Origin of the sequence: Pandoraea cepalis (genome assembly GCF_902459625.1) — a bacterium.
In the GTDB taxonomy this organism is placed as follows: Bacteria; Pseudomonadota; Gammaproteobacteria; order Burkholderiales; family Burkholderiaceae; genus Pandoraea; species Pandoraea cepalis.
In genome coordinates, this window is sequence record NZ_CABPRY010000004.1 from 128,968 (window position 1) to 145,328 (window position 16,361).

Here is a 16,361-nt window from a genome sequence, read left to right on the forward strand (position 1 = left end):
GGAATTAGCGCAGATTGTAGAACGCTTCCTTGCCCGGATACGAGGCGATATCGCCGAGATCCTCTTCGATGCGCAGAAGCTGGTTGTACTTGGCGATACGATCGCTGCGCGAGAGCGAGCCCGTCTTGATCTGGCCCGCGTTCGTGCCAACGGCGATGTCGGCAATCGTCGAGTCTTCGGTTTCGCCCGAACGGTGCGACACGACGGCCGTGTAGCCGGCGCGCTTGGCCATTTCGATGGCGGCGAACGTTTCGGTGAGCGTACCGATCTGATTGATCTTGATGAGGATCGAGTTGGCGACGCCCTGCTCGATGCCTTGCTTCAGGATCTTGGTGTTGGTCACGAACAGGTCGTCACCGACCAGCTGCACCTTGTGGCCGAGCTTGTCGGTCAGGACCTTCCAGCCGGCCCAGTCGTCTTCCGACATGCCGTCTTCGATCGACACGATCGGGAACTTGTCGCACAGGTTGGCGAGGTAGTCGGCGAACGCTTCCGAGGTCAGCGACAGACCTTCGCCGGCCAGCTCGTACTTGCCGTTCTTGAAGAATTCGGTCGAGGCGCAGTCCAGCGCCAGGAGCACGTCGTCGCCCATGCGGTAGCCGGCGTTCTCAACCGCCTGCTGAATGGTCGTCAGGCACTCTTCGTTCGACGCGAAATTCGGTGCGAAGCCGCCTTCGTCGCCCACGGCCGTGCTCATCCCCTTCTCGGCGATGAGTTTCTTCAGCGCGTGGAAGATTTCGGCGCCGCAACGCAGGGCTTCGCGAAAGCTCGACTGGCCCACGGGCATCACCATGAATTCCTGGATGTCCAGGCTGTTGTTGGCGTGCGCGCCGCCGTTGACGATGTTCATCATCGGCACCGGCATTTGCATGGCGCCCGAACCGCCGAAGTAGCGGTACAGCGGCAGGCCGGCTTCTTCCGCCGCGGCCTTGGCCACGGCCATCGACACGGCCAGCATGGCGTTTGCACCGAGACGCGACTTGTTGTCCGTGCCGTCGAGTTCGATCAGCGTCTTGTCCAGGAAGGCTTGTTCCGCCGCATCCAGGCCCATGATCGCTTCCGAAATCTCGGTATTGATGTGCTCGACTGCCTTCTGCACCCCCTTGCCGAGATAGCGACCCTTGTCGCCATCACGCAATTCGATCGCTTCGCGCGAGCCGGTCGATGCGCCCGACGGCACTGCCGCACGGCCCATCACGCCCGACTCCAGCAGCACGTCGCACTCGACCGTCGGGTTGCCGCGCGAGTCCAGCACTTCGCGCCCGATGATATCTACGATTGCACTCATGTATTCCTCGGTATCTGTATGACAAAAACGCTAAAGGGAACCTGCTTCGCGCCGCGGCCCGTCACCTGCCCTGTTCACGTCGGGCGCTCGCGCCGAACCCTGACGTGGATGCCGGTGCGGCGCTCAAGCGCGCAACGACGCGGTACTGCATGGACGGGGAAACAACGGCACCTCGAAATAAGGTACGGCGGCCTGCGGGATGACATCGATGTCGACGGTGCGCTCGGCGTACCGCACGCGGGCATCTCCTTGTGGGCTTGCCCTCGCGGCGACTTCCGACGACCGCTGCGCGACAAGCTTAACGACTCGACGCCACGCTGCCAAGGCATCCGAGCGCTATACCCGTCCTGTGGGCGTGCTGATAGTGGCCCCAGGACGGCGTGTCTCATTTCAACTGAAATTATTTTCCAGGAACTCGCCCTGCTTCACCGCCGCATCGATCGTCTTGAGCGTGGTGAGCAGTTCGCGCATGCGTCCGAGCGGCACGGCGTTGGGGCCGTCCGAAAGCGCGCAGGCCGGATCCGGGTGCGTCTCCATGAACAGGCCCGACACGCCCACGGCCACGGCGGCACGCGAGAGGACCGGCACGAACTCGCGCTGACCGCCCGAGCTGGTGCCCTGGCCGCCGGGCAACTGCACCGAGTGCGTCGCGTCGAACACAACCGGCGCACGGGTCTCGCGCATGATCGCCAACGAGCGCATGTCCGAGACCAGATTGTTGTAGCCAAACGAAACGCCACGCTCGCAAGCCATGAACACGTCATCGGGCAGGCCAGCCTCGCGCGCGGCGTCGCGGGCCTTGTCGATGACGTTGATCATGTCGTGCGGGGCAAGAAACTGCCCCTTCTTGATGTTCACCGGCTTGCCCGACTGGGCGCAGGCACGAATGAAATCGGTCTGGCGGCACAGGAACGCCGGCGTTTGCAGCACATCGACGATAGGCGCGGCCACGGCCACATCCTCTTCGGTATGCACGTCGGTGAGCACCGGCACGCCGAGTTGGCGGCGCACTTCCTCGAGGATCTTCAGGCCAGCCTCGCGCCCGGGGCCGCGAAACGACTTGCCGGAGCTGCGATTCGCCTTGTCAAACGACGACTTGTAAATGAACGGAATGCCCAGCGCGCTCGTAATTTCCTTGAGCTGTCCCGCGACGTCGATCGTCATTTGCTCCGATTCGACGACGCAGGTCCCCGCGATCAGGAAAAACGGCTGGTCCAGGCCAACCTCGAAACCGCACAGTTTCATGAGAACTCCTTATGTCTCGCTCGCGGCGGGCGGGGCCTCAGGCGGCCTTCTTGCGCGACTGCTGACCCGCCAGCGCCGCCTCGACATACGCCTTGAACAGCGGATGGCCATCGCGCGGCGTCGAGGTGAACTCCGGGTGGAACTGAACGCCCACAAACCACGGATGCACCTGCTGCGGCAACTCCATCATCTCCGGCAGGTTCTCGCTCGGCGTGCGCGCCGAGATCACCAGACCGGCGGCTTCGAGCTGCGGAACATAATGATTGTTGACTTCGTAACGGTGGCGGTGACGCTCATTGACCGAATCGCCATAAATGCGCGACGCGAGCGTTTCCGTCTTGACGGGTACACGCTGCGAGCCCAGGCGCATGGTGCCGCCCAGATCCGAATTTTCGGTACGCTGCTCGATCTTGCCGTCGCGGTCCTGCCACTCAGTGATGAGGGCGACGACCGGATGCGGCGTCGACGGCTCGAATTCCGTGCTGTTGGCGTCGGACAACTTGGCCACGTCACGCGCGAATTCGATCACGGCGAGCTGCATACCCAGGCAGATGCCGAGATACGGCACGCGGTTCTCGCGCGCATAACGAATCGCCTTGATCTTGCCTTCGGTACCGCGTCGGCCGAAACCGCCCGGTACGAGAATGGCGTCCAGATGTTTGAGCGCGTCCGTGCCGTCCTTCTCGATTTGTTCCGAATCGATGTACTCGATGTTCACACGCGTTTCCGTGTGGATCGAGGCGTGACGCAGCGCTTCGATAAGCGACTTGTACGACTCGGTCAGATCGACGTACTTGCCGACCATGCCGACAGTGACCTCGTGCTTCGGATTCTCGACGGCGTGCACCAGATGCGTCCACATGGACAGGTCGGCCGGCTTGGCTTCGATCTTCAGTTCGTCGCAGATGATCTTGTCCATGCCCTGGTCATGGAGCATCTGCGGAATCTTGTAGATCGTGTCGACGTCCCACACCGAAATCACGGCGTCCTGCGGAATGTTCGCGAACAGCGAAATCTTGGCGCACTCGTCTTCCGGAATCTGACGGTCGGCGCGGCACAGCAGCACGTCCGGCGAAATGCCGATCTCACGCAGCTTCTGCACACTGTGTTGCGTCGGCTTGGTCTTCAGCTCGCCAGCCGTCGCAATGTACGGCACGAGCGTCAGGTGCACGAAGGCCACGCTGTTGCGGCCCAGGCGCAGGTTCATCTGACGCGCGGCTTCGAGGAACGGCAGCGATTCGATATCGCCGACCGTGCCGCCGATTTCAACGATGGCGACGTCGGGATGGCCGTCCCACGTCGAACGCGCACCGCGCTCGACGAAAGCCTGAATTTCGTTGGTGATGTGCGGAATGACCTGAACGGTCTTGCCGAGATACTCGCCACGGCGCTCCTTACGGATCACCGATTCGTAGATCTGGCCCGTCGTGAAGTTGTTCGCACGACGCATCTTGGCGCTGATGAAGCGCTCATAATGGCCCAGATCGAGGTCGGTTTCCGCACCGTCCTCGGTGACAAACACCTCGCCGTGCTGAAACGGGCTCATCGTGCCCGGGTCGACGTTGATGTAGGGATCAAGCTTGAGGAGGGTGACTTTGAGGCCACGCGATTCGAGAATCGCGGCCAGAGATGCGGCAGCAATTCCCTTACCAAGAGAGGAAACCACGCCGCCCGTGACAAAAACAAATTTGGTCATCGCAGTAATTGCTCGCGGGAAAGCCGGATTATACCCGAAAGCGGCCCCGCCCTCGACGTGCGGCGCGGCAAATTTTGACCTTGACAGGCGCCCTGCGCGGCGCTCCGCATGGCCGGGACATCGCTCCCGACCGGCAAGCATGCGCCCGGATCGGACACCCCGCGACGCGATTCCCGCCCGGGCGTCTCAGGCGGCCAGCGAACGCCGGCGCTCGCCGCGCAGTTCCGCGAGCATGTCGCGCACGGCGGCGGCCGTTTCCAGCGGATGCTCCATCGGAAAGAGATGGGTGCCCTGCACGTAACGCAGATGGGTGCCGACGATACGACGCGTCGCCCCGATCCCGGCTTGCCGTAGCTCGCGAGACTCGGTGCCCGCGAGAAAACCGACCGGCACCGGCACGCCGCGCATTGCACGCACGGCGAGCAGCGGCGGCAGCGTCAGATAGATCCGATATTCGATGTCACGCGCAAACGCAAGACGCCGGGCCTCGCCCTCGCCGGTCGGCATCGTGCCGCGGTCGATGTAGTCACGCAGCACGTCCGAATCCCAGCCGGCGAACACCGGCTTGCTCGCGAAATGTTGCCAGGCCGTTTCCCAGTCGGGCCAGTGATCGCGACGCCGCTTGGTCACGCCCGCAGGCGACATTCGCTCGTACAGTCCGGTGAGCAGGCCCAAGCGGAGCATCTGCGTGCGCCAGCCGGGCGTAACGATGGGCGAATCGATCATGACCACCCCGCGCACGCACTGCGGCGCCTTGAGCGCGGCCATCAGGCTCAGGAAGCCGCCGAGCGAATGTCCGACGAGCCAGACCGGCTCACCGCGGTATTCGCGCATGAGGGTGTCGACCAGTTCGTTGCGCAGATAGCGCCAGCCCGGCGTGACGGGATAGTGCGGGTCGTGACCGATGCGGTCGATGGCGCGAACGTCGTAATCGTCGGCCAGCGCGCCCAGCAGCTTGCGATAGACGCCGGCGGGAAAGCCGTTGCCGTGCGAAAAATGAAGGATGTCTCTTGTCATGGCATTCGTTGTCGTGGCGAGCCGGCCTTGTGCGAAATGTGCTGAAATCGGCCGCCCGGCGGCCACTGAAAACCAGGGACGGCAGCCCGCGGCAATCGGTGCCGATCGACGGGAATCACTGTGTGGGTCAGGACCAGCCGGTGCATGCACGAGCGGACCGCAATCCGGCGCATCGGGCCATTCTAGCGAACCGCTCGTTAAGTACCGGTAGAGGTTTCCGTCGAATCGCGACGCCCGGGCACACTCCGCGATCCCGTGGCGAAGCGCCGGAATGTCCACGCTTGCCGGTGGCATGACATCAACGTCGTGACGTATCCGGTACTTCCGCGTGCCAGTACCGTCGATATTGCTCGCGGTAAGACTGCGCCTCGATTCCATCCTTTGTGAACGAAAACCGAACGCCCCCGTGCGTCACGCTTTGCCAAATCTGCGCGCCGGCTGCCTGATAACGAGCCACGACCCCGGGCCTTGGATGTCCAAAGCGGTTGCGGTAGCCCGCCTGGAACACCACGTGGGCTGGCGATACGGCCTCGATGAACACGGTTGTCGACGACGTCAGGCTACCGTGATGCGGTGCCAACAGGATGTCAGAGCGCAAACCGGCACCGAAGCGTGCCAGCATGGTGCGCTCCTGCGGCGCTTCGGCATCCGCCGCGAGCAGCGCACTGTGCTCGGCGTTCGATACGCGCAGCACACAACTGACGCTGTTCGGTCCCATGCGTCCCTCCCAGCCGTCGCGCAACGCCCCTTTATCAGGATGCAGGAAGCGAAACGTGACGCCGTCCCACGTCCATTGCTGCCCGGCCAGGCAAGTGCGATGGGCCGCTGCGGCGCTTCGCACCCCATGCGTCGCCGGCAGCGACGACAGTACCTGCGCCGACGGATACGCCCGCAGCACGCTCAGTGCGCCGCCGAAATGATCGTCATGCGCGTGGCTGATCACGAGCCGATCCAGCCGCCGGATGCCGTGCGCGCGCAGATAGGGAACGATCACGCGGCGCCCGGCATCGCTATATCGCCCCAGCGGCGGCCCGGCGTCGAACAACAGCGTACGCGACGCCGTCTCGACGAGCACCGCATTGCCCTGCCCGATATCGAGCAGGGTGACCCGAAATTCTCCGGTGCCCGGCCGCGGCGGCGACGCGAGCAACGCCGGCCCCAGCAACGCGAAGCCGGCAAAACGAACACCGACGCGCCACCCCCTCAGCCGACGCATCGCGGCCGGCCAAGGCATCAGACAGAGCAGCACGCCGCCGACAGCGGCCGCCTGCGCCCAGGGCGGCGCAACGGCCGCTCGCCACACCGCCCAGGGCCACGCTGCCAGCATGCCGAGCCAATCGGCCAGCCAGACGACCACCGCGTGCGCTACCGCCAACGCCCAATGGGCCAACATCTCGGGCAGCAACAGGCTCGCCAGCGTCAGCGGTGTCACGATCAACGTCATCACCGGTATGGCAATCGCATTTGCCAGTGGCCCAAGCAGTGGCACCGACCCGAACCATGCCAACGTCAATGGCACCAGTCCGATCGTGACCGCGTATTGTGCGCGCACCGCAGGCCGCAGACGGGCCAGGGTCGCCGCGCGCCAGCGGGGGATCGCGCCTTCCCGACGTTCAGCGTCCTGAGGTTCACCGCCCCGACGTTTGCCTGCCTGATATTCAAGGCCCTGACGTCCGCCGTCCCGACTGTCGCCCGGCCGACGCTCACCGCCCTGACGCTGAGCGCCCTGACGCGGAACGTCCCGACATTCGCCTGGACGCCGCACATCCGCCAGCGCGCGCCCCATCGCGCTCGCTGTTGACGGCGACCGCGCCACCTCCGGGATGCCGCGTCGACGTGCCACCGGCGGCGTTTGCTTCCGCCCAGCGCCCAGGACCAGTGCCGCGACCGCGCCAAACGAGAGCCACAGGCCCGGCGTTACCACGGCCCACGGATCGAGCGCGACAATGGTGGCCAACGCCCACGCCAGCACATACGATGGCGCCGCCATACGGCCATTGAGCAAGGCGAAGACCAGAATCGCCACCATGCCGACGGCGCGCCGCACCGGAACGCCCCACCCCGCCACCGCCCCGTACGCCATCGCCGCCAGCAGACCGGCGACGGCCGCCGCCTTGGGCGCAGGCCACCATAGCGGCAAACTGAAGCGCCGTCCGCAAGCGCGCCGCCAGAGCGTGCCAACCAGTGTCGCGAGCACCCCCGCCACGAGCGACACATGCAATCCGGAAATCGCCAGCAAGTGACTTACACCGGTATCCGCAAAAACCTGCCAGTCGTCGGCCGCGATATCCCCCCGCTCCCCCAACGCCAGCGCGATCAAAACGCCGCCGTATCGCGTCGACGGCCCGAGTCCGGCACGAAGTTTGTCGCGCAGCCGTTCCCGCCAGGCTACGAATCGATACCCGGGCACCGTCTCCGCTTGCAGACGACGCGGCGCCATTGTCCCTGTCGCGCCGTCTCTGCCGCTCAACGCCCGCACGTATCCCGTCGCGCGAATGCCGCGCACCAGCGCCGTCAACTCGGCATCGGCCCCGTGCCAATTCGCAAAACCTCTCGGCGCTTTGAGCCGCACCGGCAAGCGCCATCGCTCACCGGCGTGCGGATGTCCCGCCGTCGCCCCACCCCGGCCCGGGTTGCCCCCCAAACGCGAGCGCCCCGGCCACACCAACTCAATGGCCTTCGGCACACGCACCGCCCGGCACGGCACGGCGCGGGTATCGGCGTCGCGTCGGTCGCCGCGCGTGTCCGACATTGAGCGCACCGTCGCGGACATCGGCATCTCACATCGTTTGTCCAAGACGTACGCGCGCTCCACATGGAAAGCGAACCGCCGCCCATCATCCGTCGACGCAGGAAGTCCGGACACGACACCGACGACCATCACGTCGCGCCCTTCCAGTTCGACGGGCAGCCGATCGTTCAATCGCGCCTCCGCCCGAAACGCTGCCCACGAATAACCGAAGACACCCGAGCAAAGCGCCAGTACGGCCACCACGCTCCGGTGACGCCAGCGCACGCCGGCGTGCGCGCCGCTTCGTGCGAAGCGTGCGCCACTGTCCCGCGTCGTCGGGCTGGCGCGCGCAGCACCGCGATCGCACCCCACTACGCCCCAGATCGCCCACACCGCCCACATGGCAAACAGGCCCGCGGCAACGCCGAGCGCGGCACCGAACGCTCGCCCCTGAGGCAACACGGCCGCCTGTTGCAACCACCAGACGCCGGCGACCCACGCAAGCAGCACAAGTCTCATGACGTCACCGCGTCATGTATTCGCGACCGCGCAACGCCGCATCGTCAGCGCGCCAAGCCGTCAGAGCTATCGGAGATGTCGGAGATGTCGGCGATCAGAGAAACGCCGGTAGCCGGCCCGTCGCCCGGCACCATGGCCATAGCGCCAGCCAGACGCGGCAACACGCGCCAAGCATTGCGGCAAGTCGCCTGCGCCAGGGCTGCAGTCGTCACCCCACGCAGGTCCGCCAGCACTTGCGCGATGCGCGCCAACTCGACCGGGCTATTACGCTGCTTGTAGCGCCATTGCGGCGCAATATCGGGCGCGTCGGTCTCCAGCACGAGCGCATCGAGCGGCAGATCCGACGCGAGACGCCGAATCTGCAGGGCGCGCTCGAATGTCATCTGCCCGCCAAACCCCAGGCAGAAGCCACGCTCGACGAACATGTCCGCTTGTTGCCGGCTGCCGTTGAACGCGTGCGCGATGCCGCCGCGCGGGGTGAAGATGCGCAGTTGCTTGAGCAAGGCATCCTGCGAGCGACGCACGTGAAGGATGACGGGCAAATCGAAGTCGCGCGCGATCTTCAACTGCTCGACATAAAAGAATTGCTGACGCTCGGGGTCCAGCGTCGTCACGAAGAAATCAAGACCGATCTCGCCGATACCGACGAAGCGAGGATCGCCCATCGCCCTCGCGACGGCCCGGCGCAGCGTGGCGATGTCCGCGTCGCGCGCGCGTGGCGTGTAGAGCGGATGAATCCCCAGCGCGTAAGCGCCGCCGGGGATTGCGCGAGCCGCGGCCCGCGCCGCGTCGAACGTTGCGCATTCGACGGCGGGCACCACGAGCCCCACCACTCCTGCAGCAGTGGCGTCGGCGATCACGGTCGCACGGTCGGCGTCGAACTCGGCCGCATCGAGATGGCAATGGGTATCGATCCACATGGTCAAAGGTCCTTGAGCGTCAATTCTACGGGTCGTTGACAAGGCTCGCACATCGTTCTGGCGATGACCATCGGAAGACACCGCGTTACGGTCTAGGACGTTGCCGAAATCGACGGCGGCCGCCGCCTCGCGAAATGCGAAACGCCGGGGAGAACCCCGGCGTTTCGCTCATGTCAGCCGCCGCTCGCGCTAACGCGCTTGCACCACGGTCATGCCGGTTCCAGCACCCCATCGCGCAGTCGCAGGGCACGATCGCAGCGCTTCGCCAGATCGATGTCGTGCGTCACGATCACGAAGCTGGTCTTCAGGGTCTCCGACAACTCGAGCATCAGTTCGAACACGGTCTCGGCGGTATGCCCGTCGAGGTTGCCGGTCGGCTCGTCAGCCAGCACGCAAGCCGGCTGCGTGACCAGCGCCCGCGCCATTGCCACGCGCTGGCGCTCGCCTCCCGACAACTCCGAGGGACGGTGCTTCACGCGCGAGCCGAGCCCGACACGCTCAAGCATGGCCAGCGCCGTCGCTTGCGCCTGCTCGGTCGGCAAGCGGCGAATGCGCAGCGGCATCGCCACGTTATCGAGCGCCGAAAACTCGGCCAGCAGGTGGTGGAACTGATAGACAAAGCCCAGCGACTGATTGCGCTGCGACGTCTTCTCGCGCTCGCGCAACGACGAAAACGGCTTGCCGAGCAGCGACACCTCGCCGCGCGACGGATCGTCGAGCCCGCCCAACACGTGCAGCAATGTGCTCTTGCCCGATCCCGACGCGCCCACGATGGCCACCTTCTCGCCGGGGGCCACGTCGAGACTCGCGCCGTTGAGCACCGTCACATTGAGCTGGCCTTGGCGGAATGTCTTGTGCAGATCGCGCGCGCGCAGCACCGGTCCGTCATAGGCAAGGTTCGGCACACCGGCCAACGATGCATTCGCTTGATTTTTCGCGTTACTCATAGCGCAGGGCCTCCGCCGGTTTGACGCGCGAGGCACGCCAGCTCGGGTAGATCGTCGCCAGCGCCGAGAGGATGAACGAAATCACCCCGATGCGGATCACGTCCGACGACTGCAGATCCGAGGGCAATTCGGAGATGAAATAGATGTCTTGCGGCAGGAAGTGGATACCCAGCAAGTGCTCGATGAATGGCACGATGGTGCCGATATTCACCGAGATCAGGCAGCCCAGCGCCACGCCGAGCAGCGCTCCGGCAAAACCGATCGTCACGCCCTGCACAATGAAGATCTTCATGATCGAGCCGGGCTGTGCGCCCAGCGTGCGCAGAATGGCGATGTCCGCATATTTGTCGGTCACCGTCATCACCAGCGAGGACACCAGATTGAAGGCCGCCACGGCGATGATGAGCGTCAGGATGATGAACATCATGCGCTTTTCGGTCTGCACCGCGATGAACCAGTTCTTGTTCTGTTGCGTCCAGTCGCGCACCCACATATTGCCGGACAGGGTTTTGGCCAACTCGCGGGCCACGAGCGGCGCCCGCTCCATGTCATGGATCTTCAGCCGCACGCCGGTCGGGCCGTCGAGTCGGAAGAGCGTCTCGGCATCGTGCAGATCGATGAGCGCCAGCGAGCTGTCGTATTCGTAGTGCCCCGCCGTGAAAACGGCCACCACCGTGAACTGTTTCACGCGCGGCAACACGCCTGCGGGCGTGATCGTCCCTTGCGGGGCGACGAGGGTGATCTTGTCGCCGATGCTCACGCCCAGCGCCCGCGCCAGTTCGCGACCGAGCACGATACCGAAGCTGCCCGGCGTGAGATTGGCGAGCGAGCCCTCGGTAATCTGCTTGCCGAGATCGGACACCTTGGCTTCCTCGCTCGGAACAATGCCGCGCAACACCACCCCGCGCACGTTGTCCTCGCGCGTTAGCATGGCCTGCTCGCCCACGTAGGGCGCCGCCGCAATCACGTTCTTGTTCTGCAACGCTTCGGCCGCCGTGCGGTGCCAGTCGGGCAGATTGCCGTCGACCGCGAAGACTTCGATGTGCGCAAGCACGGAGAGCATGCGGTCCCGAACTTCCTTCTGAAAACCGTTCATCACCGACAGCACCACGATGAGCGCCGCCACGCCGAGCGCAATGCCGGCCATGGAGATGAAGGAAATGAAGGAAATGAAACCGTTGCCGGATGATCGCTTGCCGGTGCGCGTATAGCGCCAGCCGATCTGCCATTCGTATGGGAATTTCAAACGGATTCCTGATTCTTGATAAGGATCGATCGGAGCGTTCCGGCGCCAGTCCGCACCGGTGCCCAGCGCCCATGTATCTGACCGCCACGTGGCCACCATGTCGTCGCGGCCCGGCGGCCACCTGACCTGAACCCGGCTCGACACATGGCTCGTTCAGCCCCCGACGTGAGGGTCAGCCAACTGCCAGCGCGAAGTTTGCCATACAATTCGCCTCGATATGGATACACCTGCCCTGCACTTTCTCTTGCCGTTCGCGCTGCCCGCGTCGGCCCATTTGCCCGCACTGCTGGCCAACTTGGAGTTGCCTGCGCTCGAAAAGTTGCTCGCGCGCGGCGTTCAGGCTGCGCAGGACGTGCCGGCCGACCCGTTTGTCCCCACGCTGCCCCATGAACGCTGGCTGACCGAAGCCTTCGGCCTGCCCGGCGGGCCGTCGCGCGCGCCGCTCGCGCCGTTCATGCTGTTCGAGGACAGCGGCATGCTCGACACCCGGTTCTGGTATTGCGCGCAGCCGGCGCATATCCACATCGCCACCGACCACCTGGTACTGACCGATCCCACCGAACTCGCGTTGAGCCACGAGGATTCAGCCGCCCTGTTCGCCACCGCGCACGCCCTGTTCGCGGAGGTCGGCGGCGACCTCGTCGCCCCGCGCCCGGACCGGTGGTACCTGAGCGCGCCGGCGCTGGGCGACCTGCTGACCGCGTCGCCCGCGCGCGCGGCCGGCCGCAATGTCGACATCTGGCTGCCGCAAGGCAAGGCCGAACTGACGTGGCGCAAATGGCAGAACGAAGTCCAGATGGCGTGGTACGACCATCCCGCCAATCAGGCGCGCGAAGCCCGCGGCCTGCCGCCGGTCAATGCCATCTGGCTGTACGGCGGCGGTCAGCGCATTGCCGCGCCGCGCCTGAACCGGCCCTGCGTGACGATCCTGGCAGACGCCCCCGCCACCCGCGGTCTGGCGAACCACCTGCAAATCGCCTTGCACGGCACGGACGCCGGCCTTGCTGCCGCGAACGGCAGAACCGTCGTGCAACTCGACACGCTCACGCCGCATTTCCTGACGGAAGACTGGGCGCGCTGGCGCGATGCCCTCGTCGACATCGACCGTGACTGGCTGGCGCCGGCGCTCGCGCGTGTCGCCCAGGGCCAGGCCCGCGAAGTCTCGCTGACATTGTGCGGCGACAGTCACAGCGTGACGATGCGCTCGCGCGGCGGCGACTTGCGCAAGTTCTGGCGCCGTCAGGCGCTCGCCGCCCGCATGGTGCCGCTCGCGCGGCTTGGCGAGGAAGTTGCATGACCGACATCGTCACCCGTCATGTCGACGACGCGACGGCCAACGCCCTCGCGCGCGACGGCGTCCACCCGGTGCTTGCCCGCCTGTTCGCATCGCGCGGCGTGGCCGAGACCGCCGAGACCGAAACGGCGCTGGCCCGTTTGATCCCCCCGACCCAGCTCAAGGGCGCGCAAGAGGCGGCCGCCTTCCTCGCCGACGCCATGGCCGCCGGCAAGCGCATGCTCGTGGTGGCCGACTACGATTGCGACGGTGCGACCGCCTGCGCCGTGGCCGTGCGCGGCTTGCGCATGTTCGGTGCGAAGGTCGAGTACCTGGTGCCGAACCGGTTCGAATACGGCTATGGCCTGACGCCCGAAATCGTGGCTTTGGCCGCGCAAGGCAAGGCGGGGCCGCCGGACGTGCTGATCACCGTCGACAACGGCATCGCCAGCCTCGAGGGCGTGGCCGCCGCGCAGGCGCTCGGCATCGAAGTCGTGGTGACCGATCACCATCTGCCGGGCAACGAATTGCCCAACGCGCGTTGCATCGTCAATCCCAACCAGCCGGGCTGCGCATTCCCGAGCAAGCACCTGGCCGGTGTCGGCGTGATGTTCTACGTTCTGCTCGCGCTGCGCGCCGAGTTGCGCACGCGCGGGGCGTTCGAGGCGCGCGAACAGCCGCGGCTCGATACGTTGCTCGACCTGGTCGCACTGGGCACGGTCGCGGACGTGGTCAAGCTCGACGCCAACAACCGCATCCTCGTGGCGCAAGGCCTCTCGCGCATGCGCGCAGGGCGCATGCATCCCGGGATCAACGCGCTCTTTCGCGCGGCCGCCCGCAATGCGCGCCAGGCGGCCAGTTTCGATCTGGGCTTCGGCCTCGGGCCGCGTCTGAACGCCGCAGGGCGCCTTGCCGACATGTCGCTCGGCATCGAATGCCTGCTGACGGACGACGACGCCCGCGCCTGGACGCTCGCGCAGGAACTCGACGCGATGAATCGCGAGCGCCGTGAGATCGAAGCAGGGATGCAGCAGGAAGCCCTGGCCGATCTGGCGCGCTTCGACCCTCGCGCCGCCACCACGCTGTGCGCGTTCAACGAGACCTGGCACCAGGGCGTGATCGGGATCGTGGCCGCGCGGCTCAAAGAAAAGTTCTACCGTCCGACCATCGTGTTCGCCCCGGGCGACGACGGCCAGATCAAGGGGTCCGGCCGCTCGATCCCCGGCTTTCACTTGCGCGACGCGCTCGATCTCGTCACCAAGCGCGAACCGGGTCTCATCGGCAAGTTCGGCGGTCACGCGATGGCCGCAGGCCTCACGATCGCGGCCGACGCCCTGCCGCGCTTCCAGTCGGCATTCGAAGCCGTGGGACAGGCGTGGCTCGACGAGACGGCGCTCTCACGCGTGATCGAGACCGACGGCGACATCGGCGACGAGTGCTTCGTGCCGCCCTTTGTCGCCCTGCTCGACGCACAAGTGTGGGGACAGGGTTTCCCGCCGCCCGTGTTCTCGGGCGAGTTCGATGTGCTCTCCCAAGCCATCCTCAAGGACAAGCACCTGAAGTTGCAACTCGGTCGCGGGCGCATGCGCTTCAACGCCATCTGGTTCAATCACGCCGATACCTTGCCGAGCCGTGCGCGATTTGCCTATCGGTTGGCCGCCGACACCTTCAACGGCGTCTCGCGCGTGCAGATGATCGTCGAACACGCCCAGGGCTGACCGTATGCGGCGCCAGGGCCGCCCGTCTTGCCCGCCGACAGCGAAATCCGGCCAGCGGCTGGCAGTCACCCGCCGTCAGGACGGCGTCTCAACTGCCCGGGAAAAGTGGGGAAACGGGGGCTTCGCTGCGCTATAATCCTCGTTTCCCCGAATTCGCCCCTGTCAAAGCTCATGGAAGCCGAACGCCTTAACGCACTTGAATCCCTGCTCGCCGACCTGCGCACCCGCGTTGGCGAGCTCAGGGGGTATCTTTGACTTCGATGTCAAGCAAGCTCGCCTGATTGAAGTCAACAAAGAACTCGAAGACCCCAACATCTGGAACGATTCCAAGCGTGCGCAGGCACTGGGCAAGGAAAAGAAGGCGCTCGACAGCATCGTCAGCAACCTGACCGAACTCGACGCCAGCCTTTCCGATACGCAGGAACTGTTCGAAATGTCCCGCGACGAGGGCGACGAAGACTCGTTGCTGGCGCTCGAGAGCGACACGCAGGGTCTCGCCGCTCGCGTGGGCGAGATGGAGTTCCGCCGGATGTTCAACACCCCGGCCGACCCGAACAACTGCTTCATCGACATCCAGGCCGGCGCCGGCGGCACCGAGGCCAACGACTGGGCCGGCATGCTGCTGCGCCAATATCTGCGCTACTGCGAACGCAAGGGCTTCAAGGCCGAAGTGCTCGAAGTGTCGGACGGCGACGTCGCGGGCATCAAGAGCGCCTCGCTGAAGGTCACCGGCGACTACGCCTACGGCTATCTGCGTACGGAAACCGGCGTGCATCGTTTGGTGCGCAAGTCGCCGTTCGACTCGTCGGGCGGTCGCCATACGTCGTTCGCCAGCTTGTTTGTGTACCCGGAAGTGGATGATTCGATCGACATCGAAATCAATCCGGCCGACGTGCGTACCGACACGTATCGCGCGTCCGGTGCAGGCGGTCAGCACATCAACAAGACCGACTCCGCCGTTCGTCTGACGCACATCCCGACCGGCATTGTCGTCGCCTGTCAGAACGACCGTTCGCAGCACCGCAATCGCGCAGAAGCGTGGGACATGCTCCGCTCGCGCCTGTTCGAGCATGAGATGCGCAAGCGTCGCGCCGAGCAGGACAAGCTGGAGTCAAGCAAGACCGATGTGGGCTGGGGCCATCAGATTCGCTCGTACGTGCTCGACCAGTCACGCGTCAAGGACCTGCGCACCGGCGTGGAAACCGGTAATACCGGCAAGGTACTCGACGGCGACCTGGACGACTTCATCTCCGCGAGTCTCAAGCAGGGAGTGTAATGAATGGCGTTTGTCCGCACGCTAGCCGTGTGGGGGGTGAGCGCGCTGTGTCTGCAGTGCGCCGCCGTTGCTGCCCCGGCCAGTACACCGGGCGCGCCGGGAGCCAATCCCGAGACGGGACCGTACCTGCATGAATTGCTCAAGCGCCCGGACTTCTCGGGGGCGTATGCGCGCATCATCACGCCACGCAACGTTCCCGCGTGGGTGCGTCAGGGTGGCACATCGACGCCGTCGCAACGCGTGAGCGTCGCGGGCAAGCCCTGGTTGCTGGTGCAGAGCTGCAAGCCGCACGATTGCCCGAGCGAGTATGTCCACATTTTGTATGAGCCGCGCTCACAGGCGATCGCGGCGCTGTTCGTGCGGGACCCGAGTGCGGCGGCCAATGCCGGACCGCATCAGGACCGCACGGAATTGATCTGGCTGGGCACGCCCGACGGCTTGCTCAAGAATGCCCTGCTGCACACGCTGCGTTTTACCGAATAACC

Annotated in this window: 12 protein-coding genes; 4 read left to right on the top strand and 8 right to left on the bottom strand. The window is 65.4% G+C overall.

From position 1 onward, the window contains the following. Nucleotides 1-4: 4 nt before the first annotated feature. The 8 genes from eno to PCE31107_RS11815 form a co-directional block, all read right to left on the bottom strand. The gene (eno, locus tag PCE31107_RS11780; protein ID WP_130025566.1) at nt 5-1,288 is read right to left on the bottom strand and encodes a phosphopyruvate hydratase; all 1,284 of its coding nucleotides are present in this window, start codon (nt 1,286-1,288) and stop codon (nt 5-7) included. 390 nt (nt 1,289-1,678) lie between these two features. Further along, the gene (gene kdsA, locus PCE31107_RS11785; RefSeq protein WP_150608606.1) at nt 1,679-2,533 is read right to left on the bottom strand and encodes a 3-deoxy-8-phosphooctulonate synthase; all 855 of its coding nucleotides are present in this window, start codon (nt 2,531-2,533) and stop codon (nt 1,679-1,681) included. Nucleotides 2,534-2,570: 37 nt separating this feature from the next. Further along, complete coding sequence (gene pyrG, locus PCE31107_RS11790) at nt 2,571-4,229, bottom strand: CTP synthase (protein WP_150608608.1); 1,659 nt, start codon at nt 4,227-4,229, stop codon at nt 2,571-2,573. Between the two features lie 186 nt (nt 4,230-4,415). Next, nucleotides 4,416-5,246, bottom strand: a complete 831-nt coding sequence (locus PCE31107_RS11795; protein ID WP_130025565.1) for an alpha/beta fold hydrolase — start codon at nt 5,244-5,246, stop codon at nt 4,416-4,418. 298 nt (nt 5,247-5,544) lie between these two features. Then, nucleotides 5,545-8,496: a DNA internalization-related competence protein ComEC/Rec2 gene (locus tag PCE31107_RS11800; protein WP_150608610.1), complete on the bottom strand. Its 2,952-nt coding sequence runs from the start codon at nt 8,494-8,496 to the stop codon at nt 5,545-5,547. A gap of 44 nt (nt 8,497-8,540) precedes the next feature. After that, entirely contained in the window at nt 8,541-9,416 is an 876-nt protein-coding gene (locus PCE31107_RS11805) for a TatD family hydrolase (RefSeq protein WP_150608612.1), read from the bottom strand. Nucleotides 9,417-9,625: 209 nt separating this feature from the next. Beyond that, complete coding sequence (gene lolD, locus PCE31107_RS11810) at nt 9,626-10,363, bottom strand: lipoprotein-releasing ABC transporter ATP-binding protein LolD (protein ID WP_240756228.1); 738 nt, start codon at nt 10,361-10,363, stop codon at nt 9,626-9,628. Further along, nucleotides 10,356-11,609: a lipoprotein-releasing ABC transporter permease subunit gene (locus tag PCE31107_RS11815; protein ID WP_130025562.1), complete on the bottom strand. Its 1,254-nt coding sequence runs from the start codon at nt 11,607-11,609 to the stop codon at nt 10,356-10,358. Before PCE31107_RS11815 ends, lolD begins: the two co-directional genes overlap by 8 nt. 217 nt (nt 11,610-11,826) lie before the next feature. Here PCE31107_RS11815 and PCE31107_RS11820 point away from each other — a divergent pair, with 217 nt between their 5' ends. The 4 genes from PCE31107_RS11820 to PCE31107_RS11835 all read left to right on the top strand — a co-directional run bounded on the left by PCE31107_RS11820 (nt 11,827) and on the right by PCE31107_RS11835 (nt 16,359). Continuing rightward, the gene (locus PCE31107_RS11820; RefSeq protein ID WP_130025561.1) at nt 11,827-12,906 is read left to right on the top strand and encodes a regulator; all 1,080 of its coding nucleotides are present in this window, start codon (nt 11,827-11,829) and stop codon (nt 12,904-12,906) included. Continuing rightward, nucleotides 12,903-14,600 carry a single-stranded-DNA-specific exonuclease RecJ gene (gene recJ, locus PCE31107_RS11825; RefSeq protein ID WP_150608614.1) on the top strand — a complete coding sequence of 566 codons (1,698 nt, stop codon included), beginning with the start codon at nt 12,903-12,905 and terminating at the stop codon, nt 14,598-14,600. The genes PCE31107_RS11820 and recJ overlap by 4 nt, the downstream gene beginning before the upstream one ends. A gap of 171 nt (nt 14,601-14,771) precedes the next feature. Then, nucleotides 14,772-15,876, top strand: a protein-coding gene (gene prfB, locus PCE31107_RS11830; RefSeq protein ID WP_174966640.1) for a peptide chain release factor 2 whose coding sequence is annotated in 2 segments (ribosomal slippage) — nt 14,772-14,843 and nt 14,845-15,876 — 1,104 coding nt in all. Because the reading frame shifts where the segments join, the coding sequence is not laid out codon by codon here. 3 nt (nt 15,877-15,879) lie between these two features. After that, on the top strand, nt 15,880-16,359 hold the full coding sequence (locus tag PCE31107_RS11835) for an Ivy family c-type lysozyme inhibitor (RefSeq protein ID WP_130025558.1): 480 nt from the start codon (nt 15,880-15,882) through the stop codon (nt 16,357-16,359). Nucleotides 16,360-16,361 lie beyond the last annotated feature (2 nt).